The sequence below is a fragment of the bacterium genome, assembly GCA_016124905.1.
In the GTDB taxonomy this organism is placed as follows: domain Bacteria; phylum Pseudomonadota; class Alphaproteobacteria; order Rickettsiales; family RI-342; genus RI-342.
In genome coordinates, this window is the sequence record WGMV01000003.1 from 1 (window position 1) to 24,776 (window position 24,776).

At 57.4% G+C, this 24,776-nt stretch carries 21 protein-coding genes; 11 read left to right on the forward strand and 10 right to left on the reverse strand.

The genetic code is table 11. The annotated features are described in order from the left end of the window. The 3 genes from GC177_00705 to GC177_00715 all read right to left on the reverse strand — a co-directional run. Positions 1 to 1,614, reverse strand: a 1,614-nt coding sequence (locus GC177_00705; protein ID MBI1274477.1) for a BamA/TamA family outer membrane protein, incomplete at its 3' end; no start/stop codon positions are given. A 248-nt stretch (positions 1,615 to 1,862) separates the two neighbouring features. Further along, positions 1,863 to 3,839: a hypothetical protein gene (locus GC177_00710; GenBank protein ID MBI1274478.1), complete on the reverse strand. Its 1,977-nt coding sequence runs from the start codon at positions 3,837 to 3,839 to the stop codon at positions 1,863 to 1,865. A 179-nt stretch (positions 3,840 to 4,018) separates the two neighbouring features. After that, positions 4,019 to 4,999: an LD-carboxypeptidase gene (locus tag GC177_00715; GenBank protein ID MBI1274479.1), complete on the reverse strand. Its 981-nt coding sequence runs from the start codon at positions 4,997 to 4,999 to the stop codon at positions 4,019 to 4,021. Between GC177_00715 and GC177_00720 the strand changes: the two genes are divergently transcribed. Both GC177_00720 and GC177_00725 read left to right on the forward strand, forming a co-directional pair. Further along, entirely contained in the window at positions 4,969 to 6,366 is a 1,398-nt protein-coding gene (locus GC177_00720; GenBank protein ID MBI1274480.1) for a cysteine--tRNA ligase, read from the forward strand. The genes GC177_00715 and GC177_00720 overlap by 31 nt on opposite strands. Positions 6,367 to 6,561: 195 nt before the next feature. After that, positions 6,562 to 6,750: a hypothetical protein gene (locus GC177_00725; protein MBI1274481.1), complete on the forward strand. Its 189-nt coding sequence runs from the start codon at positions 6,562 to 6,564 to the stop codon at positions 6,748 to 6,750. 62 nt (positions 6,751 to 6,812) lie between these two features. Here GC177_00725 and GC177_00730 read toward each other — a convergent pair whose 3' ends face one another. The 5 genes from GC177_00730 to GC177_00750 all read right to left on the reverse strand — a co-directional run bounded on the left by GC177_00730 (position 6,813) and on the right by GC177_00750 (position 13,242). Then, positions 6,813 to 7,274 carry a hypothetical protein gene (locus GC177_00730; protein ID MBI1274482.1) on the reverse strand — a complete coding sequence of 154 codons (462 nt, stop codon included), beginning with the start codon at positions 7,272 to 7,274 and terminating at the stop codon, positions 6,813 to 6,815. A gap of 128 nt (positions 7,275 to 7,402) precedes the next feature. Continuing rightward, positions 7,403 to 8,881 (reverse strand): phospholipid carrier-dependent glycosyltransferase, encoded by a 1,479-nt coding sequence (locus tag GC177_00735; protein MBI1274483.1) that lies wholly within the window; start codon positions 8,879 to 8,881, stop codon positions 7,403 to 7,405. A 42-nt stretch (positions 8,882 to 8,923) separates the two neighbouring features. Continuing rightward, a complete protein-coding gene (locus GC177_00740; protein MBI1274484.1) occupies positions 8,924 to 10,063 on the reverse strand; it encodes a PilT/PilU family type 4a pilus ATPase in 1,140 nt (379 codons plus the stop codon). Further along, entirely contained in the window at positions 10,063 to 11,157 is a 1,095-nt protein-coding gene (locus tag GC177_00745; protein ID MBI1274485.1) for a PilT/PilU family type 4a pilus ATPase, read from the reverse strand. The genes GC177_00740 and GC177_00745 overlap by 1 nt, the downstream gene beginning before the upstream one ends. Positions 11,158 to 11,193: 36 nt before the next feature. Continuing rightward, positions 11,194 to 13,242 carry a tetratricopeptide repeat protein gene (locus tag GC177_00750; GenBank protein MBI1274486.1) on the reverse strand — a complete coding sequence of 683 codons (2,049 nt, stop codon included), beginning with the start codon at positions 13,240 to 13,242 and terminating at the stop codon, positions 11,194 to 11,196. Between the two features lie 149 nt (positions 13,243 to 13,391). Between GC177_00750 and GC177_00755 the strand changes: the two genes are divergently transcribed. Both GC177_00755 and GC177_00760 read left to right on the forward strand, forming a co-directional pair. Further along, positions 13,392 to 14,501: a quinone-dependent dihydroorotate dehydrogenase gene (locus GC177_00755; GenBank protein MBI1274487.1), complete on the forward strand. Its 1,110-nt coding sequence runs from the start codon at positions 13,392 to 13,394 to the stop codon at positions 14,499 to 14,501. Beyond that, positions 14,489 to 15,727 carry a CoA transferase gene (locus GC177_00760; protein ID MBI1274488.1) on the forward strand — a complete coding sequence of 413 codons (1,239 nt, stop codon included), beginning with the start codon at positions 14,489 to 14,491 and terminating at the stop codon, positions 15,725 to 15,727. The genes GC177_00755 and GC177_00760 overlap by 13 nt, the downstream gene beginning before the upstream one ends. Positions 15,728 to 15,729: 2 nt before the next feature. Here the strand turns inward: GC177_00760 and GC177_00765 are convergent, their stop codons facing one another. Beyond that, on the reverse strand, positions 15,730 to 16,539 hold the full coding sequence (locus tag GC177_00765) for an undecaprenyl-diphosphate phosphatase (GenBank protein MBI1274489.1): 810 nt from the start codon (positions 16,537 to 16,539) through the stop codon (positions 15,730 to 15,732). Positions 16,540 to 16,679: 140 nt separating this feature from the next. On the opposite strand from GC177_00765, the gene GC177_00770 reads away from it, so the two are divergent. The 6 genes from GC177_00770 (at position 16,680) to recR (ending at position 23,597) form a co-directional block, all read left to right on the forward strand. Continuing rightward, complete coding sequence (locus GC177_00770) at positions 16,680 to 18,998, forward strand: cell division protein FtsK (protein MBI1274490.1); 2,319 nt, start codon at positions 16,680 to 16,682, stop codon at positions 18,996 to 18,998. Next, the gene (gene glmU / locus GC177_00775) at positions 18,995 to 20,353 is read left to right on the forward strand and encodes a bifunctional UDP-N-acetylglucosamine diphosphorylase/glucosamine-1-phosphate N-acetyltransferase GlmU (GenBank protein ID MBI1274491.1); all 1,359 of its coding nucleotides are present in this window, start codon (positions 18,995 to 18,997) and stop codon (positions 20,351 to 20,353) included. Before GC177_00770 ends, glmU begins: the two co-directional genes overlap by 4 nt. Positions 20,354 to 20,463: 110 nt before the next feature. Next, positions 20,464 to 21,828: a hypothetical protein gene (locus GC177_00780; GenBank protein MBI1274492.1), complete on the forward strand. Its 1,365-nt coding sequence runs from the start codon at positions 20,464 to 20,466 to the stop codon at positions 21,826 to 21,828. A 5-nt stretch (positions 21,829 to 21,833) separates the two neighbouring features. After that, positions 21,834 to 22,613, forward strand: a complete 780-nt coding sequence (locus GC177_00785) for a hypothetical protein (GenBank protein MBI1274493.1) — start codon at positions 21,834 to 21,836, stop codon at positions 22,611 to 22,613. Between the two features lie 66 nt (positions 22,614 to 22,679). Beyond that, positions 22,680 to 23,000: a YbaB/EbfC family nucleoid-associated protein gene (locus GC177_00790; GenBank protein MBI1274494.1), complete on the forward strand. Its 321-nt coding sequence runs from the start codon at positions 22,680 to 22,682 to the stop codon at positions 22,998 to 23,000. 3 nt (positions 23,001 to 23,003) lie between these two features. Continuing rightward, entirely contained in the window at positions 23,004 to 23,597 is a 594-nt protein-coding gene (gene recR, locus GC177_00795) for a recombination protein RecR (GenBank protein MBI1274495.1), read from the forward strand. Here recR and GC177_00800 read toward each other — a convergent pair whose 3' ends face one another. Then, complete coding sequence (locus GC177_00800; protein ID MBI1274496.1) at positions 23,598 to 24,053, reverse strand: hypothetical protein; 456 nt, start codon at positions 24,051 to 24,053, stop codon at positions 23,598 to 23,600. Positions 24,054 to 24,264: 211 nt separating this feature from the next. Between GC177_00800 and GC177_00805 the strand changes: the two genes are divergently transcribed. Beyond that, on the forward strand, positions 24,265 to 24,744 hold the full coding sequence (locus GC177_00805) for a hypothetical protein (protein MBI1274497.1): 480 nt from the start codon (positions 24,265 to 24,267) through the stop codon (positions 24,742 to 24,744). Positions 24,745 to 24,776: the final 32 nt, after the last annotated feature.

Sequence of the window (24,776 nt, forward strand, 5' to 3'; positions counted from 1 at the left end):
AAGATCATACGGGCCATTGAAACGCACCCCAAGGCCGGTCGAGGCCAGGGTTGCCGTTTTTTCTTCACCGCTACCGGTTTGAACATCCCGGTTCCAGACCTTGCCGACATCATAGAAGCCGTAAACCTGGTAATCCTGAACCACCACCCAGCTGAGCGTATCATTATATTGTAGTTCCAGACGGCCGGCAGCACCGCTGTCACCGGTAATTTCAGACGGGTCATAACCACGACCGAAGGACGGGCCGCCAATGCCAAATTCTTCCGAAGCCAGAAGCGGATCGGCGGAAAGCTGACCGCTGAAGGCCACTTCAGCCGTCCAAGGGCCGCTGATCGGCTGAACGCGGGTTGCATCAAACGTGGCCTTGGTGAATTTTTCATCGCCATTCACGCGAGATGTTGTGATACCAGCCGGTGTTTCACCGGCATTCAACACATCCAAACCTTGATAGATACCAAGTTCAAAGCGGTTCACGCCAAAATATTTGTCCGCCATGTCATAGGCGAGCGAAGCACTGGCAACGCGCAGCTTATCGACATAGCTGAGGCTGCTGCTGTTGGACAGGCGGGAATTACGGTACTCAAACCCGCCGGTGGCAAACAGGTTGCTCTGACGGCTGCGCAGCAGCGGTTGCGTGACATAGGCCGCATAGGAGAAGCTGTTACCCGCGATATCCAGCGATTCAAGCTTGGAGCCCGGGTTAGTATCGGTCGTGGAGGCCTGCAGACGGATGCGCGTCCCTTCCGATCCCACATATTCATCATGAACAATCTCGCCATAGGCCAGCTCGTCGCCCTCGGCAGACATAACGCCGCGCACCTGCGTGCGCTCGTTCAGACCGAAAATATTATTGAAACCGGCCGTGGCATTCACCAAGTACGGCCCCAGATAACGGCTGCCGCGGTTATCAATCCCAAGCGAACCGTCAATTTTCTTTTCCTCAAGCACCACCACCACATCGGCCATGCCCTTTTCAGAAGCCGACGGCTGAATCACCGCGCGGGCGGACATGCCGGGAAGATCCTCCGCCAGAAGCAGATAACGCTCCAGCTCGGACGCCTTGACCGGCGCACGCAGCGGAATCTGGTTCAGGTAGGATTGCACCAGCCCGCGCTGATCGGCGGAACCGCCTTCCAGACGAATATTGCTGACACCGCCCTCGATTACCTGAATACGGGCCACACCGCCTTTAACGCGCTGGGGCGGCACTATTGCCTGAGACAGAATATAACCTTCGTTGCGGTAAAATGCGGTCACTGCATCGGCGATGCGCTGCAGATCGGCCAGCGTTACTTCCGTGCCGATGTAACGGGCGTAGGATTCCTGAACCTTTGCCTGGTCGAATACCGTCACCCCTTCAAGCTGAACAGATTGCAGCGTGAATTTCGCGCCGCCTTCTTTGATATCGAGCCCTTGCTTCTCATCCTTGCGCTCAATCGTGACCGGCTTGGTTTCCGGCGTGATGCGCGTGCGCAGTTCGCGTTCTTGTCGGCCCGGATCCGCCGTAGGAGGCACCTGGGCATGTACCGGCATAGAAACACCTGCCAGAGCCGTTGCGGCCAAAAGGCTGAAAATTCCATGTTTCACAAAACGCACGTCGCGATGCTCAAGCATCAAGCCCTCCTTTTATAGCAAGGTTGGGCATAGCAATTTTTATCAACAAGTAAAGGGCATTCTTTTATACGACTTGTTTAAAAAACAACCATTTATCTTAGAATAATTCTTACCCGGGCTTAAATCGCTATGATTTACTAGGTCTTCTAGTTTTATATGCGGCGCATCGAAGTAAAAGCCGCAAGAAAACCACCCACACAAGCCATGACGGTTGCCAAAAAAATGATGCATTTATGCAACAGATGCGCTTAGTGACGCAGATGGGCTCCGGCGTCGGGCGCGGTCGCCAGTTCACGAAACGCGGTGTCCGCTTGCTGGCGCACGCTGCTTTTATCATTAAAAACAGTCTTTGTGGCGTCAAGCAGGGCATTATCTTGTTGAATAGCCGCCAAAGGCACGCTCGCCTCACTCAGCATGTTGTCCGGGCTTGGCTGCGCCATAAAATAGCTGGGCGAGCCCCCTTCAGCCTGGCGACTTTCACCGGCAGCAAGCACCGGCTCGGCAATGCCCGCCAGCAAACGGTATGCCCCATCCTGGCCGGTCAGCGGCGCCATCTGGCCTGCCTTGCCTATAATACCGCGCGCCAGCACGTGCTCCAGGCTTTCTCCCGGCTCCATGGGCAATTTCCCTGTCTGCTGGGCAAACCGTACCGCGGGCTGCTGCGCCAGCCACTGCACCATGGAAGCAAGCGCAGACATGCTGCTTTCCGCCAGCGCTTGCGGCGCAAGGGATGTATCGGCCGTGCGCAGCCAGCGTTCCGCCGCCAGCGAGAAAAGCTCATCGGGATGCACGCGCCGCTTGGGCTCCACCGTAAGACCGAACAGCGCGTTCGTGACGAAATAGGTCCCCACCATCAGGGCATAAGGGACGGCCGACAACCGCAAACGGTTATACATCTGGTAGTTGGCAATGCCTTCAATGAACTCCTCATTACCCAGCGCCTTGGCATGAGCGATCAGCTCCTTGCGTGGCAAATCCCACCATTTCATCGGCTGGCCGTCTTTGCCGATCTTGTTTGGCTGAAACGCCTCGTCGCTGAACTGCTGACGCAGCGCTTCCTTGGCCGGTTCGCTCCGTACAATGTCCCGTGCGGCCGTGCCGAAGCCAAGTGCGTTATGGATCACCGCCAAAGCGATCAGCGAATTAGGGCGCTCCTGAAGAAAATGGAACGTCTTTTGCGCCAGCGGGTTTTGTTTGATGACATTGCTGGCGCGTGTATCTTCCAGGCGGATTCCCTCTTTCGGCATCATCAGAGAAATTGGAAACCCGACACTGGCAAAGAAGGACTGCACCATTTTAATGGGGTTTTTCTGCTGAACACCCGCCATGAAAAGCCCGCCGGACGCCACTATAAGCCCGACCTTGCCAATGGCGGCAGCATGTTCTGCAAGATAGGTATCCGCCTGTTCCGAAAGGCTCACCTTCGGCAGTTGCGGCTTGGCGGCGGCAGGATAACCGGACGGCTTGCCCGCCAGCGCATGATCCATCTTATCCATCAGCGCCTGAGACGGGCTGTTGGGATCTGGACGATCACCCCAGCCGGACATGACGATACCGGTCGCGCTGCACGCCACGCCAAAAGCAAGGTCGCCATACCCGCGCGACTTGATCGTCCCGATGGAATTCATCAATCCTACCAGGAAGCTGAGCGTATCGCCGATGAAATACATTCGGCCGATGAGCTTGATGGGGCTTACGGCATATTCATGCTTGATCGCCTTTACCGGCCCGTCCCGGCGGATGCGCGCCATAAGCGGCATGGTCTGTTCGGCTAGCTGATTGCGGGCCTGCGTGGTGATGGCATCGTCCGCAATGCCGCAATCATTGAAATAATCCAGCCATTCCGTCGAATGCTGTTCTTTGCGGTTCAACGGCCCCACATCCACCACCACCCGCATTTCCGTCTGGGTAGAGGAGTCATAAGGGCCCGCTTTTTTCGCCTTATAGGCAATGAGCTCCGCCTCGCTGGGTGCCTTGGGCGCAAGGCGAACATGGATGGCAGAGGCATCCACGCCTTTTTTCATCAGTGCGTCCTTGATGCAGGCAATATGGTCCGGCGTAACGGTCCCCGGCTCTCCCAGCACAAGCGAAACGCGGTTCAGGCCGATGCCCTCTTTGCGTCCGCGCTGCGGCCTGCCGAAAAACTGGATATCCTGCAGAACGGGGAAATTTTTAGCTGCGGCATCATCTGGCGCCCCGCTCACGGGTGCTTCAGCTTGGGTCATCGGTGCCTGCGTACCGTCCATTCAGCCTATCCATCATGCCTGTACGCATAATTTGTAACGATTCTACATGAATATTTTGTGACATATGCCGCAACGCAGCATTATTTATCCACATAGCCCACCGCCAACATTAGCAGGCATTGATTAGCCAAATGCTAATCCGCAATCGGAACAATTATTCAGGCCGAGGGCAACCCCAGTATAATGGGCAGGTTGGTACGGCGATGCCCCACCCCATTTAAACGGAACACCGGAAACGCCGCATCTAAGGCGAAACGCTGCAGCACGGCCTCAATTTTATTGCCCCCGTCAGGCTCGTCGCCGCCATTCATATCCCCCAGCAGCACACCCTTTGCCTTGGCAAACACCCCCGCCTGCGAAAGCTGGGTGAGCATGCGGTCAATCCGGTAACCCCGCTCATCCACCTCCTCCAGCAGTAGCCAGCTATCTGCGGCATCCACCTGCCAGGCCGTACCCAATGAGGCCAGCACCAGGCAGAGATTCCCCCCGATGATGCGTGCCCCCTGCTCTACCTTGGCAACATGGCGGGCAGCCGCATTCACCGCCACGGGCATGGGAGATGCATAGCCGCCTATGCGCCAAAGCCTCCCTATACCCGCCACGGTTTCCTCATCCAGCCGGTCATCGGCCCACTGTGCCATCACCGGCATATGAACGCTCGGCCAACCCCAGCGCTGATTCACCAGCATGTGCAGCGCCGTGATGTCTGAAAACCCGGCTAGCCACTGGAAATGCTCTGGCTTCGGCATGGCCAGCAATTCCGGCATCAGCCGCGTTGCGCCATAGCCGCCGCGCAAGGCCCACAGGGCTTTGCTTTGCCTGTCGGCAAAAGCCGCTTTCACATACTCCAGCCTTTTGGCATCGCTATTGGCGCACAGCAGGTCATCGCCAAGCAGATCATCCGGAACAAAAGGCACAAACCCCAGCCCCTTCACCAGCTCCACAGCCTTGTTCACCTGCCCCGGCGTAACGGGATAAGAGGGGGCAATCAGGGTGATTTTATCCCCCGGGGCAAGCAATGGCCCTTCCGGGTTGGTTGCAACCGCTTGTGCGGAATGGGAAGCACGGTTAAGACTCACGCAGAAAGCCCCCTGACGAGATAATGCACATGACGCTGCACCTTTATAATAGCCTGACACGAAAAAACGAGGCTTTTGCGCCGATCGACCCCAAACAGGTGCGCCTCTATGCCTGCGGCCCGACGGTTTATGACCGGGCGCATATCGGCAACGCACGGGCGGTGGTGGTTTATGATGTGCTTTTCCGCCTGCTTCGTCAGATATATGGCGATAACCATGTCACCTACGTTCGCAACATCACCGACGTGGATGACAAAATCAACGCCGCCGCCACCCAGAATGGCGAAACCATTCAAGCGCTGACCACACGCGTCACCGGCTGGTTCCATGCCGATATGGAGGCCATCGGCGCCCTCCCGCCAACGCACGAACCCCGCGCCACGCAATATATCCCCCAGATGCAGGACATGATCCAGAAGCTCATCGATCAGGGCGCCGCCTATGCCGTTACCGAAGGCCCCGACACGGGCCACGTCCTGTTCGCCGTGGAAAAATGCGATCATTATGGCGAGCTTTCCGGCCGCAAACTGGATGAACTGGTAGCCGGCGCCCGTGTGGCGGTGGAATCCTACAAACGGCACCCGGGTGATTTCGTGCTCTGGAAGCCCGCCGCCCAGACCGATGACCCCTCCTCCATCTTCGACAGCCCCTGGGGCAAGGGCCGCCCCGGCTGGCACATCGAATGCTCAGCCATGAGCCATACTCTGCTGGGTGAGAATTTCGATCTGCATGGCGGCGGAGCGGACCTCAAGTTCCCCCACCATGAAAATGAGATCGCCCAGAGCACCTGCGCCTATCCGGGTTCCCATTTCGCCACCACCTGGGTGCATAACGGCTTTGTGACCGTGGCGGGCGAGAAAATGTCCAAATCCCTTGGCAACTTCACCACGGTCCGCCAATTGCTTGACCAGGGCATCAAGGGCGAGGTCATTCGCCTGGTGTTCCTTGGCACGCATTACCGCAAGCCGCTCGACTGGAATGAGAAATCCATCGCCGATGCCAAGGCCATGCTGGATGGCTGGTACCGCATCCTGGCCCGTTACGCATCACTGACCATCGGCAGCCAGCCCCTGCCGGAAACCATCATGCAGGCCATGAACAACGACATGAACCTGCCGGAAACATTGGCCGCCATCAGTGCCATGACCAAAGAACTGAACAGCCTGGATGCAAACACGCCATCCAACCCGGAAAAAGCCCTTGCGCTGCTGGGCACGCTGCAATGGCTGGGCCTGTTGAACGAATCAGCGGATACATGGTTCGGCACCAATGCCATCCCTGCGGAAATCATCGAAATGGCGGAAAAACGACTGGCCGCCAAGCGATCGAAAGACTTTGCAGCCGCCGATAAATTGCGCGCGGACATCACCGCCCTTGGCTACAGCCTCGAAGACACGCGCGAAGGCTATAACATACACAAGATATAGATGTTTTACCCCTGCCCGGTAACGCATATTCTGTGGGTGAACAGCATAAGAGTTTGTCGAAACTTACATACTTGGCTTGCAACCAAAAAATTTGAAAATGTTGTAAATTTTTACCTTGGTTACACGCGCTTACCGTGTCAAAAATAGACCCTGTGGTCGCCACAAAAAAATGCGTTCCAGGAGGGAGAAACCGCCGTGCAGATGCATGACGAGGAGTATATTTTCGTATCAGATGGGGTTGAGTTCGGCCGTTTTCCGAAGCGTTTGTTCAAGCTTTGTAAAAATCCCGACACCGCAACCGTAAAAGAGCTGCGCGAGCTGTTGCAGCTGGTCAACACCGCCCCGGCTGACGAAACACTAGATGTTGAGTTGACGACGCACTAGTCATTGGTGCGTCATTCACACGGTTTCTGCCACCATCCAGGTGGCTGCGGGAGATGCTCTCTCTACCTTCGGTGCAATTCCATATCCACTTGCGCGCGCTTGGCCAAAACATGCGTATCAAGCTTGATCGAATCGCGCATTTTACGCACCGGTACACTTCGCATCATTCGTAACCCCACATAGCCGATACTGTTGTTCAGGATTGTAATGCGCTGCATTTCTCCAACGGTTGGCTGATTGTCGATCACCTCTTCCTGTACCAGTTCAAGCAGGTATTTCAACGCCACCAGAAGCGATTCATCATCAAGCACCGGCGCCATGGCAATGCGCTGTTCGCATCGCTCAAGCATTGCCAGCAGGCGTTGCTGCGCCTTGTCTGATAAGCTTGGTGAATCCGCCAGATGCTGCAATGCCTGGCGATGACGATAATGATCAATGAAGCAGGACGCGGCTTTTTTCCGAGCACCATAAATCCGTCGCCCACCCTTCACTTTTTGCCCTGCGGCAGCTGTGGACAGAACCATAGCCATTCCCCTTATACTGGCTGTATCAATGATGGTTTTTAACAACCCTACCTAGGGTTGCTGTTACCATGACAGATTGCAATTCGCAACTCTTGAATTATTATAAGCAAGGAAAACAGAACCAAAGGTTATCGTCTAAATCCTTCAACTCGCCATACATGCAGGAGAATGGCTGGCTTTCCGTGAATGGGCACATTTATTTCCCCAAGGGGCTCTACATTCTCAAAATCCAAGAGAGCCGGTGTGGGTTTATCGGGCGTAACAAGCACATAGGGCTGTTGCTGAGGCTGTTGAAACACCCCTCGCATCAGCTGAAAATGATCCTGCACCTGGGTTGGCTGCTGCTGCCACTCCACCACATCCCTGCCATGCGCGCCGGCATAATAGCTCATCAAGGCGCTGATCTTGCGCCGGTCAGCCAACAGCGTTGCATCGGGGTTTGCCTCCAGAAACATCCGCGTCTGCCTGCCCGCTTCATCCCACCCGCGCAGGCGGTAAAATGGGTCAATACGTTTGGTCACGCGGACCCCGGCCAGATTTAATAATGGCTCATAGCCATAAAAAACAGGGATCAACATCAGATGCAGCGCAAGCGCCGTCTTTAGAAGCAATGGTCGTCCGCCCATCCACAACGCGGCCAGCATGGCGGCCGGAATCAACGAAGGCGCCGCCCAGTTGCCATGCGCGCGCGTGATAAAGCTCAACACCAGAATGGCAAGCATGGAAGGCGCTAGCAGCCATAGCAGGAAACGAACCGTTGTATCTGCCTTGTAATGGCGAACGGCTGCAATAAAGCCGATAAAACCGAGAAACAACACGGGCCCAAGCAGTCCAATCTGAGCTCCAATAAACTCCCCAAGATTAGACAGATGAAAACGGCTGTTATCCTCCGTCAGCTGGGTAATATCCTCCGTATGTTTCAGGCTTACCATGCCGTGCTGAAGATTCCAGAGGATGTTAGGCATAAAAACAAGGCCCGCCAGCGCCGCCCCCACATATAATCGTGGGTTGGCAAACAGGTGGCGCTGATACATCAATGCCCATAACCCCACCCCGAACGCGGCAAATGCCATGTTATACTTGCTCAGCAGCCCAAGCCCGCCCACCAGTCCGGTTGCAAGCCACCAGCGCCACTGGTTGCTGAGGCGCGCCTCCCAGAAGCACAGCATGAACAGCGCCCAGAACATCAACAAAAACGGATCGGTCGAAATCAGCCCCGAGGAAAGGGTCACCCCCGGCATGGTGAGAAACAAAAGCGCGCACCAGAAGGCCGTTTTTTCCGGCCATTCAAACCGTATCGCCAAACGGTATATCACCACGCTGGTAACAGCATAAGCCAACGGGGATGCCAGCTTTACGGCAAGAACCCCGTCATTGCCCAGCAACCGCGTGGTTGCCGCAATCATCCAGCCCACCATGGGTGGTTTGGAATAATACCCCCAGTCCGGCGTTAACGACCAGAACCAGTATTGCGCCTCATCGGCAAAAAGCGGGTAAGGATAAAACGCCAGATAAAGAATGCGAATAGACGTAACGGCAAACACCGCCAGCAACAGCCATCCTGACTGTGGCAATTCCCTCAATGGTGAAGATGGTTTCAGCGCCATGCCCCGTCATAGCACAGATGCGCGCTGCGGCAATCGCCGCTATCAGAACTGGTTGTTAATATAGCCTGCGCCGCCGGCGTCGCCACTCTGCTTATGCTCCGCGTACCACTGACGCAGCTTGAGCTGAAGGTCAGTACGGCTGTCGGCCTCCTGCAGTGCCGTGTCTTCATGGATGCGCCCTGCCACTACCTGATCCAGCAGGGACTGGTCAAAGGTGCACATGCCCTGCCCGCGTGATTTACCCATGATTTCCTTGATCTCGCCCACCTTGTTTTCCATGATGAGCTGGGTGATGCCGCCTTCATTGATAAGGATTTCCGGCACCATGATTTTGCCGCCCTGGAGCGTGTCCACAAGCCGCTGGGCCAGAATGCCCGAAAGATTATGCGCAAGGCTCTTCAGCACGCGATGCTGATCATGCGCGTCATACATGTCCAGCACGCGCTCTATGGTGTGGTTGGCGCTGTCGGCGTGAAGGGTGGCAAGGCAGAGATGCCCGCTCTCGGCCGCGGCGATGGCAAGCTCCATGGTTTCAATATCTCGGATTTCCCCAACCATGATCACATCGGGCCGCTGGCGTAATGCATTCTTGAGCGCACCGGCGAAACTACGCGTATCAATACCCACGTCGCGTTGTGTAAACAGGCAGCGGTTCGGCGTATGTACGAATTCGAGCGGGTCTTCCACCGTAATAATATGCCCGTGGCCATTGCGGTTGCGGTGGTCAATCATCGCTGCCAGCGAGGAGGATTTGCCGACCCCCGCCTTACCGACCACCAGCACCAGCCCCGCGCGCCGCATGGCAAACTGCCCGTAAATTGCTGGCAGGTTCAAATCCGCCAGGGTGGGAATGATGGTTTTGATATGGCGGATGACCATGCCGTTCTGCTGTTGCTGACGAAACAGGTTAAGACGAAAACGAGCCTGTCCGTTCCAAGGAAATGCATAATTGAATTCCAGATCGCGCTCGAATAGCGCCCACAATTCATCCGGCACCAGATAACGCGCCATGCTGTTGACCTGCAGCGGTGTCAGCGCCTGCTGCTGCACAATCGGCACAATCCGGTCACCCGTGCGCATGCATGGCGGAACACCGACCGTCAGGTACAGGTCGGCCCCATTCTGGCTCACCATGGTGTCCAGCAGTTTGGTGATCAGTTCCTTGCCTTCATTCGGCTGCATTATCTATGCCCCTGCTGCGCGCCACCGGCGTGGCGTTGCTGCCCGCCATTGGCATTTTCTTCATCACCGGCGCCATAGAGATATACACGCGCCACCTCCTCCGTGATCACGCCTTCCTTCAGTTGCTCGGCCACTACATCCTTCATCAGCTGCATGCCGTGCTTGGTACCGGTCTGGATGAGCGAGACCAGCTGCGGGATTTTCCCCTCGCGGATCAGGTTACGCACCGCCGGTGTTCCGAGCATGATTTCATGCACGGCGATACGCCCCTTGCCATCCGCTTTTTTCAGCAGGTTCTGTGTAATGATGCCTTCAATCGAGCTGGAAAGCATCGCGCGGATCATCTCTTTTTCGTTAGCGGGAAACACGTCGATGATACGGTCGATGGTTTTCGGCGCGCTGTTGGTATGCAGCGTGCCCAACACAAGGTGTCCCGTTTCAGCAGCGGAAAGTGCAAGACGTATCGTCTCGAGGTCGCGCATCTCCCCCACCAGAATGATGTCAGGGTCTTCGCGGAGGGCGCTTTTCAAGGCAATGGTGAAGGATTTGGTATTCTCGCCCACCTGCCGCTGGTTGATGAGCGAACGCTTGGATTGATGGACAAATTCCACCGGGTCTTCAATCGTGATGATATGGTGGCTATGCGTGGTGTTCATGTAATCCACCATGGCCGCCATGGTGGTGGATTTGCCGCTACCCGTCGGCCCCGTCACCAGTACCAGCCCTTTTTTGAGGGTGGAGAGTGATTTCAGAATCTGCGGCGCCTTCAGCTCATCAATAGTTTTGATTTGGGTTGGAATATCGCGGAAAGAAGCCGCCGGCCCGTTGATGGTATTGAATGCGTTGATACGAAACCGCATATCCGCCCCAAAGGATACGGCAAAATCCAATTCAAGCTCACGCTCGTAAACTGAGCGTTGCTGCTCGGTCATCAGGCTGTAAAGGAGGTGCTTCACCTGTTCCGCGTTCAGCGGCGGTGTGTTGAGCGGCATCATGTCGCCATGGATACGCAGCACGGGCGGATTACCGGTGGACAGGTGCAAGTCCGAGGCCGAGTTCTGCTTGGCGAATGTCAGTAGCTCAAGAATTTCCATGTCAGGCTCCATCGGTCAGCCGTGACAGCGACTGACTCAGGTACCTTTAGACCGCAAAAAGATTAATCTTTCTTGTATATTTTTAGCATCCAGCTGAATGCTGGAGTCTTTTTGATTCTGCATCGCCTCCAGCACCTGCTGATAAAGCCGCACGGCCTCGGTATTCTGCCCCATCTTATCCAGTGCAATGGCCAGATTATAACGGTACGTAACATTCTCGGGCGAAAGCGTCACAGCCCGCGCCAGTGAGCTGGCGGCATTCTCATACTCGCCGTTCTTCATGTAAACCATACCCATCTGCGCGGGGATTGGGCTGAAATCCGGGTTACGCCGCGCCAGTTCATCCAGCTGGCGGATGGCGTCGCCCGGCGCAATATCGCTCATTAAGGCGAAGAAATTGTTCAAGCCGTCGGTATAGTTCGGATAATAGGACAGTAGCTCGGCATAGGCGCGTTGTGCCTGAGCATATTGCCCGTTGCGGTGAAGCGACGTTGCCAGCCCGAACATGCCAAGCTTGTTGCGCGGATCTTCCATCAGCACCTGCCGATACATGGATACAGCGCTTTCCGTCTGCCCCATCATCAGCGCCTCATACGCCTGGTTCAGCTCCTCCTCGACGGTGGATTTGCGTTGCCCGCGGCGCGCGGAAGCGCCGACCGGCTTATCGTCAGCATACCCCTCCTCGGGAAAATCGCTTTCATCCGTCACGCGTTCGATAGTTACCGGCGGCTCCGGCCGCTCCGGCATGCTGCGGCTGCTGAGCCCGGACGGCAGGCGGCGCACCACTTCGTCCACGTTGGATGGAATGCGCGAAGAGGGCATCAACGGCATAGGCTCTCTGGAACTGTACCAGGACGCATGGTTTGGCCGGGAAGCCAAACTGGCAACCACCGGCGGCTCGGGAGCCTCGGGTTTTGCGGTCGGCAACGGAATTTTCACCATGCGCACGGGTTTAGGCTCCGATACCGTGCCCGAAACATCTCCCCCAACCGGGCTTGTTTCCATGGCCGCCTTTTTTATTTCCGCGGGAAGCTCCACAGGCCCGCCTGATGCTGTTTCCTTTACGCGCGTTGTGACTTCAGGCGCTTGCGGCATCGTAATGGTAACGGGCGGAAGTAGCGGCACATCCCCAGCCGTCTTGTCTGAAACTTTGGGCAACACCGGTGGCGGCAACACGGGGGGCGCTGCGGTGGGAGTGGCGGGGGCTGCCGCAGCCGCCACGGGTGGCACAGCCGGAGCAGGCGCAGGCACGGCAACCTTGGCGGGCGCAGGCTCCACGGGGATTTTTTCCACCTTGGCAGCAGGGGGAGCGGCTATGGCGGCCTCCACCGCAGCCGGTGGCGCCACGGCGGGCGCCTTGGCAGGCGGAGGCGCAGCCATGGGCTTCACCGGAACAGCCGCCTCGGATGCAACCGGCGGAAGCACGGGTGCGGTTGGTATAGCGGCTTTCGCGGCCGTCGCCGGGATGGGGGGCAACGCCACAGGCGCAACCGGAGCCTTTGCCGCTGCAGGATCCACCTTTTTCTCCGCTGGCTTGACAGCAGGGGCTTCGGCCACGGCGGGGGGTGGCGGCAATTGCGTGGGGGGCAATGTCGGCGGAGTAAGGTTCAGCGAGGATGGAGGCTTCGCCAGATCTTTTGCGGCAGCGGGTGCTTCTGCCTCTTTGATGTCTGCCGGTATGGGCTGTAACTCAACCGGCATGGCAGGGGCAGCCGCATTCTTGGCCTTGTTTGCAGCTTGGGCCTTACCGGTTTCAGCAGCGGCTTTTTCCTTGCCGCTGGCGGGTGGCGGCTTGAATCCCGGTATGCTGGCGCTATCGGCCTTTAGCGGCTGCTCCTTGCCGCCCAGCATAGGCGAGACCACCTCGTTTTTATCATCCAGCTTTACGGGGTCGATCGGCTCGAACAGGTCTTTATCGGGAATCGGCTGGGAATCAGCTGATACAGCACTTGTATCGGCGGCGAACAAATCGGCGGCGGGCAGCAGCCACAAAAGGGAAACCGAACACAGCAAAGCATAACCGCACCGCACCACAAATGGGCGGTTCGGCTGCTTAACCCCACGGGTTCGCCGGTTACCTGCCATATCTTTCAACTGCTGCTACCCCACCTTTGCAGCTAAATATAGGTTTTACATTAAAATAAACCCTTCTTTAACACAAGATATAGTTATATTGTCCGGTTTATTATCCTGCAGTGCTTGCAGCCCCCATAAATGGGCTGTAAATTGCCCGCATGGCAGATTTTTACCAGCGCATACGCCCGCTTCTTTTTTGGATCGACCCCGAAACCGCCCATAAAATAACCATTTGGGCGCTCAATAAGGGCTGGGTTCCCGCGGCAAAATTCTTGCCAGCCAAATCCCTCGAGATACGGCTATGGAATATGCCGTTCCCTCACCCCTTGGGGCTGGCCGCGGGTTTCGACAAGCATCTGGAAGTTCCCGGCCCTCTGCATGAGCTCGGCTTTGCCTTTACGGAAATGGGCACCATCACGCCCCAACCCCAGCCGGGCAACCCCAAACCGCGCATTTTCCGCCTGGTTGAGCAGGAAGCCGTCATCAACCGCTTCGGCTTCAACAGTGAAGGCGCCGGGAAAGCCTACGAACGCCTCCAGTCCATCATCCAAAGGGGTGAGCTTCCAGGCGGCTCCATTGTCGGCATCAATATCGGCAAGAACAAAACCACCATCCATGCTGAAGGCGATTACGTAGCGTTGCTCCAGCGCTTTCACGATCAGGCGGATTACATCACGGTCAATATTTCCTCCCCCAACACCGAAGGCCTGCGCGACCTGCAAAACCGGGAGAAACTCGACGAGCTTCTCAGCATCCTCATGCGCGAAAAGGCTAGCTTAGAGCGCACGCGCCGCCGCAAACCGCTGCTGCTAAAAATTTCGCCGGATGAAAATGAGGACTCCCTCGCCACCATTGCCGAGCTTGCCCTCTGGCACCAGCTGGATGGCTTGATCGTCAGCAACACCACGGTCTCACGCTCCGACGTGCCGGAACGTTACAGGGAAGTCAATGGCGGCCTGAGCGGCAAACCGCTGATGCCGCTGGCCACCCAGGCGCTACATCATCTTTACCGGTTCACCGAAGGTAAAATGCCGCTGGTGGGTGTCGGCGGCATTTCCAGCGCCGATGACGCATGGGAAAAAATCCGCGCGGGCGCGGTTCTATTGCAATTATATACAGCGTTCATTTACCAGGGACCCAAAGTAATAGCTGATATCGTAAAGGGTTTGGAACGAAAACTGCGCGAGCATGGATTTACCCACCTGATGGAGGCCGTTGGCACCGCCCATCCGGACATTAAACCGCAATACCCGGAATGGACGCTATGAAGAAAAACGGCAAAGCGGGCGGGCCATTGCAGCACGTCACCGTGTTGGACATGAGCCGCGTGCTGGCCGGCCCATGGTGCACACAAACTCTGGCGGATTTCGGCGCAACCGTCATCAAGGTGGAGCACCCCTCCCGCAATGACGTAACCCGCCAGTGGGGCCCGCCCTATCTGCCCGATGATACAGGCGGCAACAGCAACGAATCAGCCTATTATCTGGCAACCAACCGCAGCAAGCACGGCATCGCGGTGGATTTTGCCACACCCGAGGGACAGGCCTTCCTGAAGGATCTCGCAACCAAAGCCGACGTGCTGGTGGAAAACTTCCTGCCTGGCACGCTGGCGCGTTACGGCCTCGGCTATGAGGAGCTCAAACGCGCCAATCCGAAACTGGTTTATTGCTCCATCACCGGCTTCGGGCAGACGGGACCGCTTTCGAAACAACCAGGTTACGATTACATGATCCAGGCGGCATCCGGCCTCATGAGCATCACCGGCGTGCCTGACGGCGAAGGCGGCCAGCCCATGCGTGTGGGCATTCCCGTGGCCGATCTGTTTACCGGCATGGCCGCCACCCAGGCCATCCTGGCCGCGCTTCTGGCGCGCGATACGCCTGGCCATCCGCAGCATGGCAAAGGCCAATGGCTTGACCTCTGCCTGTTCGATGTACAGATCACCATGCTGGCCAATCAGTTGATGACCACGCTGCTTTCCGGCAAATCACCGGGCCGCATCGGCAATCGTCACCCATCCATCGTGCCATACCAATGTTTCGATACGGCGGATACGCCCATCATCATCGCCGTCGGCACGGATGAGCAATATCAGGATCTCTGCGGCATCATGGAAATGCCGGACATGGCGGAAGACCCCCGCTTCATCAGCAATCCCGATCGCGTTCAGCATCGCAATCTTCTGGAAGGACTTCTTCAGCAGCGCTTTTTGGCCCGTCCCTCAACTCATTGGCTGAATGCGTGCAGCAAATGCGGCATTCCCGCCGCGCCGATTCTGGATATCCGCCAGGCGATCGAACACCCGCAAAGCATGGCGCATAATCTCTTTCATCCCATCATGCACCCTCTGGGTATGGAAATTAAACTGCCGCGTAACCCAATCCGATTTTCTGATACGCCCGTTACCGATCCAGTCGCTCCTCCTATGCTGGGTCAGCACAATAAGCTCTACGGGCTTCCGCCGTTTAAGCATGCTAAAAAACCGGTCGGCTAACCTTAAAATAAATACAGCACCATCAGCATCAGAATGCCGAATACGATGCGATACCAGCCAAAAGGCGCAAAGCCATTGCGCGTGACAAAGGCAATCATTTTACGCACCACAATCACCGCGGCGATGAAGGCGGAAACAAACCCGATAGCCAGCACAAGCCCATCCTGGGCGTGCAGCAAATGAGCGCTTTTGTAGAGATCGACACTGCTGGCCGCCAGCATGGTCGGCACAGCCAGAAAAAAGGAAAATTCAGCCGCCGCTTTTCGCTCCACCCCAAGCAGCATGGCGCCGATGATCGTCGCCCCCGAGCGTGATACGCCAGGGATCATCGCCAGACACTGACACAGGCCTATCTTGAAGGCCATTTTTTTATCCACAGCATCCACGCTGTTCACCCATGGAGATAAATGCGCGTATTTTTCCACCAGCAGAATAGCCACCCCGCCCACAATCATGCTGGCAATCACTACCGAGGAGCAAAAGAGCACGTCTTTGATATAATCGTGAAACAACCCACCCAGCACCAGCGCAGGAACCAGCGCCACCAGAAGATTCAGAGCAAAACGCCAGGCCACCGGGTCTCGCTTCGGCAATCCCAGCAGCACGCTGTAAAACCGCTCCCGGTAAAGCCACAAAATCGCTGAAATAGCGCCCAGCTGTATGAATACTTCAAATACCTTGCCGGGAGGCCCCTTAAAGGACATTATTTCTTCCAGCAAAATCAAATGCCCGGTGGAGGAAACGGGCAAAAACTCCGTCAATCCCTCCACCACCCCCAGCAACACGGCTTGCAAAAGGGTGACGATATCCATGCCATGCTCCATAACGTGGTTACCACCCCTCCATACAGGTCAATCTCGCCTTCCGCCAGATGCAGGGATTGAAATCGTAAAAAAACCCGTTAGGTTATCCATTAACGTTTTTCGCCCCCGTGTTAAGGATTTTTTGCCCAATGCTGCGCACCCGCATTTCCGGTGGATTGATGCTTCTACTTGCATTGGCGATAGCCCTGTCCCTGGCCAGCTTCAACCCGGCGGACCCCTCCTTCAGCCTGAGCCGCGGCGGCGACGGCGAGATCGCCAACTGGCTGGGCACCACCGGCGCCTATATGTCGGACCTGATGCTGCAGCTCATGGGGCTTGCCTCCGTTGTGCCCGCCATCGTGCTGGCACGTCTGGGTTGGAAGCGCCTGCGCGATAACCCGGCGGGGCATGGCTGGCTGAGGCTGGCGGGTCTCTGCATCGCCATGCCCGCGCTGGCGGCGGCAAGCTCGCTTCTTCCAGCGCCAATGCGCTGGCCCGTTTCCACCGGCATGGGTGGCTATATTGGCTTTTTCATGGAAACAAGGCTGGAGCCATGGATGGGCCCCTGGCTGCTTGGCCTGGTCAGCTTCATCGTCGGGACGGCCGGTTTTCTACTGGCGGCGGCCATTCAATTCTCATTGGTCGGCAGCATGGGTGCGCGTGCCGCCATATTCAGTGCAAGCGCAGGCCTGTGGGCGCTGGAGCGCAGCCTGGGCCACGTGTTTGATCGCTTCTCGGAATTGTTCACCTGGCGCTGGCAGGGTTTCAACCGTCAGGCCGTTGCCAGGCCCAAAACACGCCCTTCCCGTGGCCCCCGCGCCGTGAAAATGCCCGTTTTGCAAGATGAGGATGAAGACGAGGAGGACAGCGCGCCCTCCACACGTCACACCGCCCATGTGGAAGCCGCCCCCAATGGCCGCACCAGGCAAAAAACGCTGCCCCTCGCAGGCGGCGCCGAAGGCCGCTTCATGCTGCCCGGCATGGAAATGCTCACCCCTGCACCCAAACAGGGCAAACAGGCCGTCAATCATCAGGCTCTCAGCCAGAACGCCCGCCTGCTCGAATCCGTGCTGGAGGATTTCGGCGTGCATGGCACCATTCAAAACGTGCGCCCCGGCCCGGTGGTGACCCTCTATGAACTCGAGCCCGCACCGGGTACGAAATCCTCTCGCGTCATCGGCCTGTCGGACGATATCTCCCGCTCCATGTCCGCCGTCTCCGCGCGCATCTCCGTTATCCCGGGCATGAACGCCATGGGCATCGAACTACCCAACACCAAGCGCGAAACCGTCTACTTGCGCGAACTCATTGAATCCCCTGAATACCAGAACAATCAGCACTCCCTGCCGCTCGCCCTCGGCAAGGATATCGCCGGAGAAACGGTCGTAACCGACCTCGCCAAGATGCCGCACCTTCTGGTAGCCGGCACCACCGGCTCCGGTAAGTCGGTGGCCATCAACACCATGATCCTGTCGCTGCTCTACCGCCTTACGCCCGCGCAATGCCGCTTCATCATGATCGATCCCAAAATGCTCGAGCTCTCCATCTACGAGGGCATACCCCACCTGCTGGCCCCCGTGGTGACGGAACCCGGCAAGGCCGTGGTCGCGCTCAAATGGACCGTGCGTGAAATGGAACAGCGTTACCGCCTCATGTCCAACCTCAGCGTCCGCAACGTTGCAGGTTACAACCAGAAAATCCGCGAAGCCGCCGCCAATGGGCAGATTCTCACCCGCCGCGTGCAGACCGGGTTCGACCCCAATACCGGCCAGCCCATCATGGAAGAGGTGCCGCTGGACATGAACCCCCTCCCCTACATCGTCGTCATCGTCGACGAAATGGCGGATCTTATGCTCGTGGCGGGCAAGGACATCGAATCCTCCATCCAGCGCCTCGCACAGATGGCGCGCGCCGCGGGTATTCATATCATCATGGCCACGCAGCGCCCCTCGGTGGATGTCATCACCGGTGTCATCAAAGCCAACTTCCCGACCCGCATCAGCTTCCAGGTAACATCAAAAATCGACAGCCGCACCATCCTGGGTGAGCAGGGCGCCGAGCAGCTCCTCGGCATGGGCGACATGCTCTACATGTCCGGCGGCAGCCGCATCAACCGCGTGCACGGCGCCTTCGTCGCCGACAAGGAAGTGGAAGCCATTGTGGAGCACCTCAAACGCCAGGGCGAGCCGGAATATGTCGCCGACGTCACCGAATTTGACGACGGCTCCGAAGGCGGCGACATGGGCGACGCGGAAGGCGACTCCGGCGATGAGAACGACCTCTACCGTCGCGCCGTGGAAGTCGTCGTGCGCGACAAGAAACCCTCCACCAGCTATGTGCAGCGCCGCCTGAAAATCGGCTACAACCGCGCCGCCAGCCTGATCGAGAAAATGGAAGAGGACGGCATCATCAGCGCACCCAACCACACGGGCAAACGTGAGATCCTGCGTCAGGGAGCCGAGGCATGATCGACGAATCCCTTGCCATCATCATCCTCGCCGCCGGCAAAGGCACGCGCATGCGCTCCGGCCTTCCCAAGGTGCTTCACCGCGTAGCCGGAGAAACCATGCTCGGCCATGTGCTTCACACCGCCGACATGCTGGGAACCGAGAAGCTGGTCGTCGTCACCGCGCCGGACATGCCCGCCGTGCAGGAAGAGGTGTTCAACAAGGCGCCCCGCGCCCATGTAGCCATCCAGCAGTCGCAGCGCGGTACGGCCGATGCCGTGCTTGCCGCGAAGGAATGCCTGGAGGGCTTCACCGGTCACGTTATGGTGATGTATGGTGATACGCCGCTGGTACCGCCCGCCCGCGTGGCAGAGCTGCTCAAACAGCTGGATGAGCACGCGCTTGCCATCATCGGTACCGAGCCCCCCTCCCCCAAAGGCTATGGCCGCCTGATTCTGAACAAAAAAGGCGACGAGGTTCAGGCCATTGTCGAGCAGAAGGACGCCACGCCCGAGCAGAACGCCATCACCATCTGCAATTCCGGCCTCATGGCCGTCCGCAGCGATTGCCTGTGGGATCTGCTGGCCATGGTCGGCAACAAAAACGCCTCCGGCGAATATTACCTGACCGACCTGGTTACCATCGCCCGCAAGGAAGGCCTCACCTGCGGTGTGCTGCATGCCCCTTATGCCGAGGTAATGGGCGTTAATTCTCAGGGCGAACTTGCCCAGGCGGAACAGCTGTTTCAGCAGCAGTTACGCACCAAATGGATGACGGAAGGCGTCACCATGGTCGCGCCGGAAACCGTGTTCCTCAGCCGCGATACCGAACTTTCGCCCGAAGTGGTGATCCACCCCAATGTGGTGTTCCTGCAGGGCGTAAAAGTGGAAAAAGGCGCTGAGCTGAAAAGCTTCTCCCATTTCGAATCCTGCCATATCGGCGAGAATGCCGTTGTGGGCCCCTATGCGCGCCTGCGCCCCGGCACCGTGCTGGAAAAAGGCGTACATGTCGGCAATTTCGTGGAAGTGAAAAACAGCCACATCGGCACGGGCAGCAAGGTTAATCACCTCAGCTACATTGGCGATGCCGAGCTCGGCCGCTCCGTCAATATCGGCGCGGGAACCATCACCTGCAATTACGACGGTTTCGCCAAATACCCGACCAAAATCGGCGACCATGTTTTCATCGGCTCCAATTCCGCCCTGGTGGCCCCCATTCAGGTAGGCGATGCCGCCATCGTCGGCGCAGGCTCCACGGTGGTGGAGGATGTGCCGCCGGACGCCATGGCCGTGGCCCGCTCCCATCAGACGACCATCCCCGGCAAGGCCCGGGAATACCGCGCCAACAAAGGAAGCCAGAAACAACGACTCTCTTAACATTCAGCCAAACCGCTGCCAAACTGCTGCCAAACTGCTGCCAAACTGCTGATTGTCACGAAGATGCCACAATTTTTAGTTACGTTTCCGCAACCTGAACGAGGTATGCAATGAGATTCTGGCAAAAACTCCTGTCCCTGTGCGTCGCTGGCAGCTTTCTTTCCGCCAGCACGGCCCATGCGTATGAACCGACCGTTGGCGGCAGCCCGCAACCGGCGCCACAGCAATATTACCCGGTACAGCAGCCCTATCCACCACAGGCATACCAGCAGCCGCAGGGGTATGCGCCCCCGCCCTATGCACAGCCGCAACCCGCATCCCAGCCCTACGCGCCGCAGGGCAACCCACAACTGAACCAGCCGCCTCAGCAGGCGCAACCGGCCTATGCGCCCCAGCCTTATGCCCAGCCGCAGCCTTCCGCTCCCGCCGGGTATGCGCCGCAGCCCTATGCGCAGCCGCAACCCGCACCCCAGCCTTACGCACCGCAGGGCAACCCGCAAATGAACCCGCCGCCTCAGCAGGCGCAACCGGCCTATGCACCCCAGCCTTACGCCCAGCCCCGGCCAGATGCGCAGCCCTATGCACCCCAGGGCAATCAGCCAGCGCCGGCGCAATTTAACCAACCCAGGCCGGTGCCGGGTCAGCCCTATTCGCAATATCGCCCAATCGGCAATCCCCGCTATACCCAGCCGCAGCAGGCAGTGAATGGCCAGCCGCAGCAGCAATACGTGACTTCAACCACCGTCACTCGCACGGGATACCCGTCCAACGAAGCCGCCCAGATGAACGAGCTCGCCCCGGCCGCGGGCCCTCAGGCCAATCCGCCCTACCCACCATCCCAGCAGCCCCGTTATGTGGTGAAGCAACAAACAGAGGAACGCTACACCGAGCATGTAACGGCCGAATCCTCTTCATCCTCCAAATCCAAAACCACCACCAAAACATCCTCTAAAACAAAGCGTCAGGTAAAGCCGCTCAAGACGACCACGGCCCCGGCCGCCGCTAAGGAGAAAAAATCCGCCAAAGCGGACAATGCCGAGGCGGAGCGCATGAACAGCGCCGCACCGGCCGCCGGTGGTGCCGCCGCAGGCGCCGCCATCGCCTCTTCTTCCAATAATGGCAGCCAGCAACTCGCCCCCGGTCAGCAGCGCTACGTGGAGCAATACCGCACCACAACCACCACAACCGAGCAGGTCCCGGTGCAAACCTACGAGCAACAGCAATATACCCAGCAGGTATATGCTCCTCCCCCGCCGCAGGGTTATTATCAGCAGCCCCCGCAACAGCAATACGCCGCTGCGCCCCAACCCGCCCCCGCCCCTGCGCCCGTTCCGGCAAGCGATCCCAACGCGGATGACGGCGAAGGCTGGTACGATGAATTCGCAGGCTCCCCAGCCAGCATGGTCGTGCTCGGCGTGGGCGCCGTCGTCGCCGCAGGCCTTTTCCTCTGGGGCATCACCCACTGGTTTGATTGATCCTTATGCAACCTGACCATACCCGCTACAGTGAGCGCACTGAATGGATTGGCAATGTCATCGGGCATTTCCATCAGGACAAGATATCGCCAAAAGAAAAACTCCAGGCCGTGCAGAATGCTGCGGAGAAATCGCACCTCAGCCTCATGGCTAACAGCCCTCTGAATGCATTGAACAACCAGGTCGGTCGTCATGTATTTTCCATAGGCAATCTCTATGGCGCGCTTTCTGCCGACATCAGTAAATACATGGCCGCCAGTGGCGAAATAGACGAGCGCACTGCAAACTATGCGCTTGGATTACTGATGAACATTCATCAGCATGACAGTACCAATGCTCAAAACGTCGAATTTATCGAACGTGGCGGCAGGGGAGCACTCAACCGCGCCATCCTTTTCCCCGCAGGCGGCATCATGCTTTCGGTATTAAGCGCCTTTGCCGCGATTCCAACCTTTGGCGCCACCTTGCCGCTGGTGCCTGTGTTCGTAACAGCTGGCCTGGGTGTCGGGGCCATCAACGGCCTGCAGGCCTATGGCATCCATCAGGATGCGAAATACGACGTTCTTGTCCAATCACGCCATATTGCTTCCGCAGGCCAGCAGGCCCTTACTCCCGCGGATGCAGGACTGGCCGCTCAATCCAACACCGAGCAACAGCGCAGCCTTCCGGAAATCTTTGCGGGCACCCACACGGCCATAAAGGACTTCTTCGCCCTTCAGGCGCAGGAGGAAATGAACGCGGCTATGCGCCATCATCACATGCACGGCCACCACCACCATTTTTAGCATGCTTGCATTCCCTTACCCCTGGTATTAAGGGTTAACCATCATTTCATGGATGGATCACTTATGATGAAAAACATGCAGGGTTTCCTTAAACAGGCGCAGGAAATGCAGCGTCGTATCGAGGATGTGCAGACCAAACTTTCCGCGGCTGAATTTATCGGCAAGGCAGGTGGCGGCCTGGTGCAGATTACCATCAGCGGCAAAAGCGACATGAAAAAGGTTTCCATTGATCCTTCCCTGCTGAAAGCAGAAGAGAAAGAAGTGCTGGAAGACCTGATCATCGCGGCATTCAATGATGCCAAAAGCCAGTCTGAAAAAACCTTTGCCGATCAGATGCAATCCGTCACCGGCGGCGTGCTGCCCGCAGGCTTCAAACTGCCCATCTAGCCCGTGGCGCAGGATAGCATCGACGCACTTGTCAAACTGCTAAGCAGGCTGCCCGGTGTGGGCGGCCGCTCCGCGCGGCGTATGGCGCTTCAGCTGCTTGGCAAGCGTGAAAGCCTGATGCGCCCACTCGCCATGCAATTGCTGGAAACCGCTGAGCGTGTGAAGGAATGCCCGCAATGCGGCAACTGGGACGAATCATCCCCCTGCCGCATTTGTACCGATGCCAAACGCGACAGCGGCGTCATCTGCGTGGTGGAAGATGTAGCCGACCTTTGGGCCATGGAACGCGGCCACCTCTTTAAAGGCCAGTACCATGTGCTGGGCGGAACACTCTCCGTCATGGATGGCCGCAAACCGGACGATCTCCGCATCGCCCCCCTCATCCAACGCGCCGCAAGCGAACAGGTGCGCGAGATCATCCTCGCCACCAACGCAACCGTGGAAGGCCAGACCACCGCCCATTACCTGATGGACCGTCTGGCGGAATGCAATGTCACCATCACTCAGCTTGCGCAGGGCATTCCGCTTGGTGGCGAGCTGGACTATCTGGACGAAGGCACGCTGGGCGCCGCCTTGCGGCAGCGTCAAAAGGTCTGATCAGCCGAATTTGAAGGTTGTTGCGCCGATGCGCCGCATATAGTCCATATGCGCCAGCGTATCGTAATAAGCGACCATCTCAAACAGCAGCCCGTCTTTGAATGTCATGCGCTTGATGACATGATTGCGATAGATTTCGTGCCCATCCTTGATGACCGAAACACCATGCTCGACAAACCCGACATTCGGCGTCACCGTCTGGTGCCACTGATCGTCGAAATATTCCGTACGGTCCACATTTCTGATCAGCTGGTCCATATATTGCCGGATATGTTCAGTACCGCTGATCACCTGCGGCACACCCGGCATGACATAGCCGGTCTTTACCGTGGACTGAGGGTGCCAGAGCCTTTTCCACCCTTCCAGATCCTTGGCATAAATATAATTTTTATAATCATCCCACCAGGCTTCGTAATCCGCCGTTCTACCCGATGGCACAGCCAGTTTAGCACGCATAACAACCTCCATTTACTTGTAGCACTATTTTTTGTGCGGTCAGCATAGAGAGTTTGATTTATCATTGAAACATAAATATCAGTAAAAAATCCATATATTACATAATATTAGATTGATTCTAATCTGAGTGTTCCAATTCTCCCCCAAACCCCCCTTCTCTCCTTTCGGAAGCCGCTGTAAATTTCGTGCTCATATTCAAGGGATTGGAAATATGCGCCACATCGAAACCCCCACCCAGGAAACCCTGAACAAAGGTGTCTATTGCATGGAAACCCCGGCAGAAGGCTCGCCCAGGCTTCGCCGTCAAAATGGCTCCATGCTGGACCTGCTTCTGCTAAAAAACATGCTCACCTCTGCTGAGCACAAAGCGGGAAGCCGCTTCGCCCGCGATTTCTCAATAGGGTCTGTCGGCCGGGTGGCAACGGCCAGCTGGAAAGAGCGAACGGGTAAGTCGGCCATATCGATGGATATGACAACACGGCAGGTACAATCACGCATGTCGTTTAACCGTGCCTGGAACAGCCTGGCACCATCCCTGCGCGACATCGCATGGCGCATCTGCTGCTTTGACGAAGGCCTGGAACAGGTGGAAAAGAGCTTAAACCTTCCGCGTCGTTCTGCTAAAGTTCTGCTGGCCGCCGCGCTGGATCAGCTCAATCTTCATTACAGCCGCCCCCAAAAGCCGCATTAAACTTGCGTACTTAAGGCAAATTCAATAATTAC

Coding starts and splice junctions, on each gene's coding strand:
- GC177_00710 (MBI1274478.1), bottom strand. CDS start 3,839: ATGACCCAAGCTGAAGCACCCGTGAGCGGGGCGCCAGATGATGCCGCA.
- GC177_00720 (MBI1274480.1), top strand. CDS start 4,969: ATGACGCTGCACCTTTATAATAGCCTGACACGAAAAAACGAGGCTTTT.
- GC177_00730 (MBI1274482.1), bottom strand. CDS start 7,274: ATGGTTCTGTCCACAGCTGCCGCAGGGCAAAAAGTGAAGGGTGGGCGA.
- GC177_00735 (MBI1274483.1), bottom strand. CDS start 8,881: ATGGCGCTGAAACCATCTTCACCATTGAGGGAATTGCCACAGTCAGGA.
- GC177_00740 (MBI1274484.1), bottom strand. CDS start 10,063: ATGCAGCCGAATGAAGGCAAGGAACTGATCACCAAACTGCTGGACACC.
- GC177_00745 (MBI1274485.1), bottom strand. CDS start 11,157: ATGGAAATTCTTGAGCTACTGACATTCGCCAAGCAGAACTCGGCCTCG.
- GC177_00750 (MBI1274486.1), bottom strand. CDS start 13,242: ATGGCAGGTAACCGGCGAACCCGTGGGGTTAAGCAGCCGAACCGCCCA.
- GC177_00755 (MBI1274487.1), top strand. CDS start 13,392: ATGGCAGATTTTTACCAGCGCATACGCCCGCTTCTTTTTTGGATCGAC.
- GC177_00760 (MBI1274488.1), top strand. CDS start 14,489: ATGGACGCTATGAAGAAAAACGGCAAAGCGGGCGGGCCATTGCAGCAC.
- GC177_00765 (MBI1274489.1), bottom strand. CDS start 16,539: ATGGATATCGTCACCCTTTTGCAAGCCGTGTTGCTGGGGGTGGTGGAG.
- GC177_00770 (MBI1274490.1), top strand. CDS start 16,680: ATGCTGCGCACCCGCATTTCCGGTGGATTGATGCTTCTACTTGCATTG.
- glmU (MBI1274491.1), top strand. CDS start 18,995: ATGATCGACGAATCCCTTGCCATCATCATCCTCGCCGCCGGCAAAGGC.
- GC177_00780 (MBI1274492.1), top strand. CDS start 20,464: ATGAGATTCTGGCAAAAACTCCTGTCCCTGTGCGTCGCTGGCAGCTTT.
- GC177_00785 (MBI1274493.1), top strand. CDS start 21,834: ATGCAACCTGACCATACCCGCTACAGTGAGCGCACTGAATGGATTGGC.
- GC177_00790 (MBI1274494.1), top strand. CDS start 22,680: ATGAAAAACATGCAGGGTTTCCTTAAACAGGCGCAGGAAATGCAGCGT.
- GC177_00800 (MBI1274496.1), bottom strand. CDS start 24,053: ATGCGTGCTAAACTGGCTGTGCCATCGGGTAGAACGGCGGATTACGAA.
- GC177_00805 (MBI1274497.1), top strand. CDS start 24,265: ATGCGCCACATCGAAACCCCCACCCAGGAAACCCTGAACAAAGGTGTC.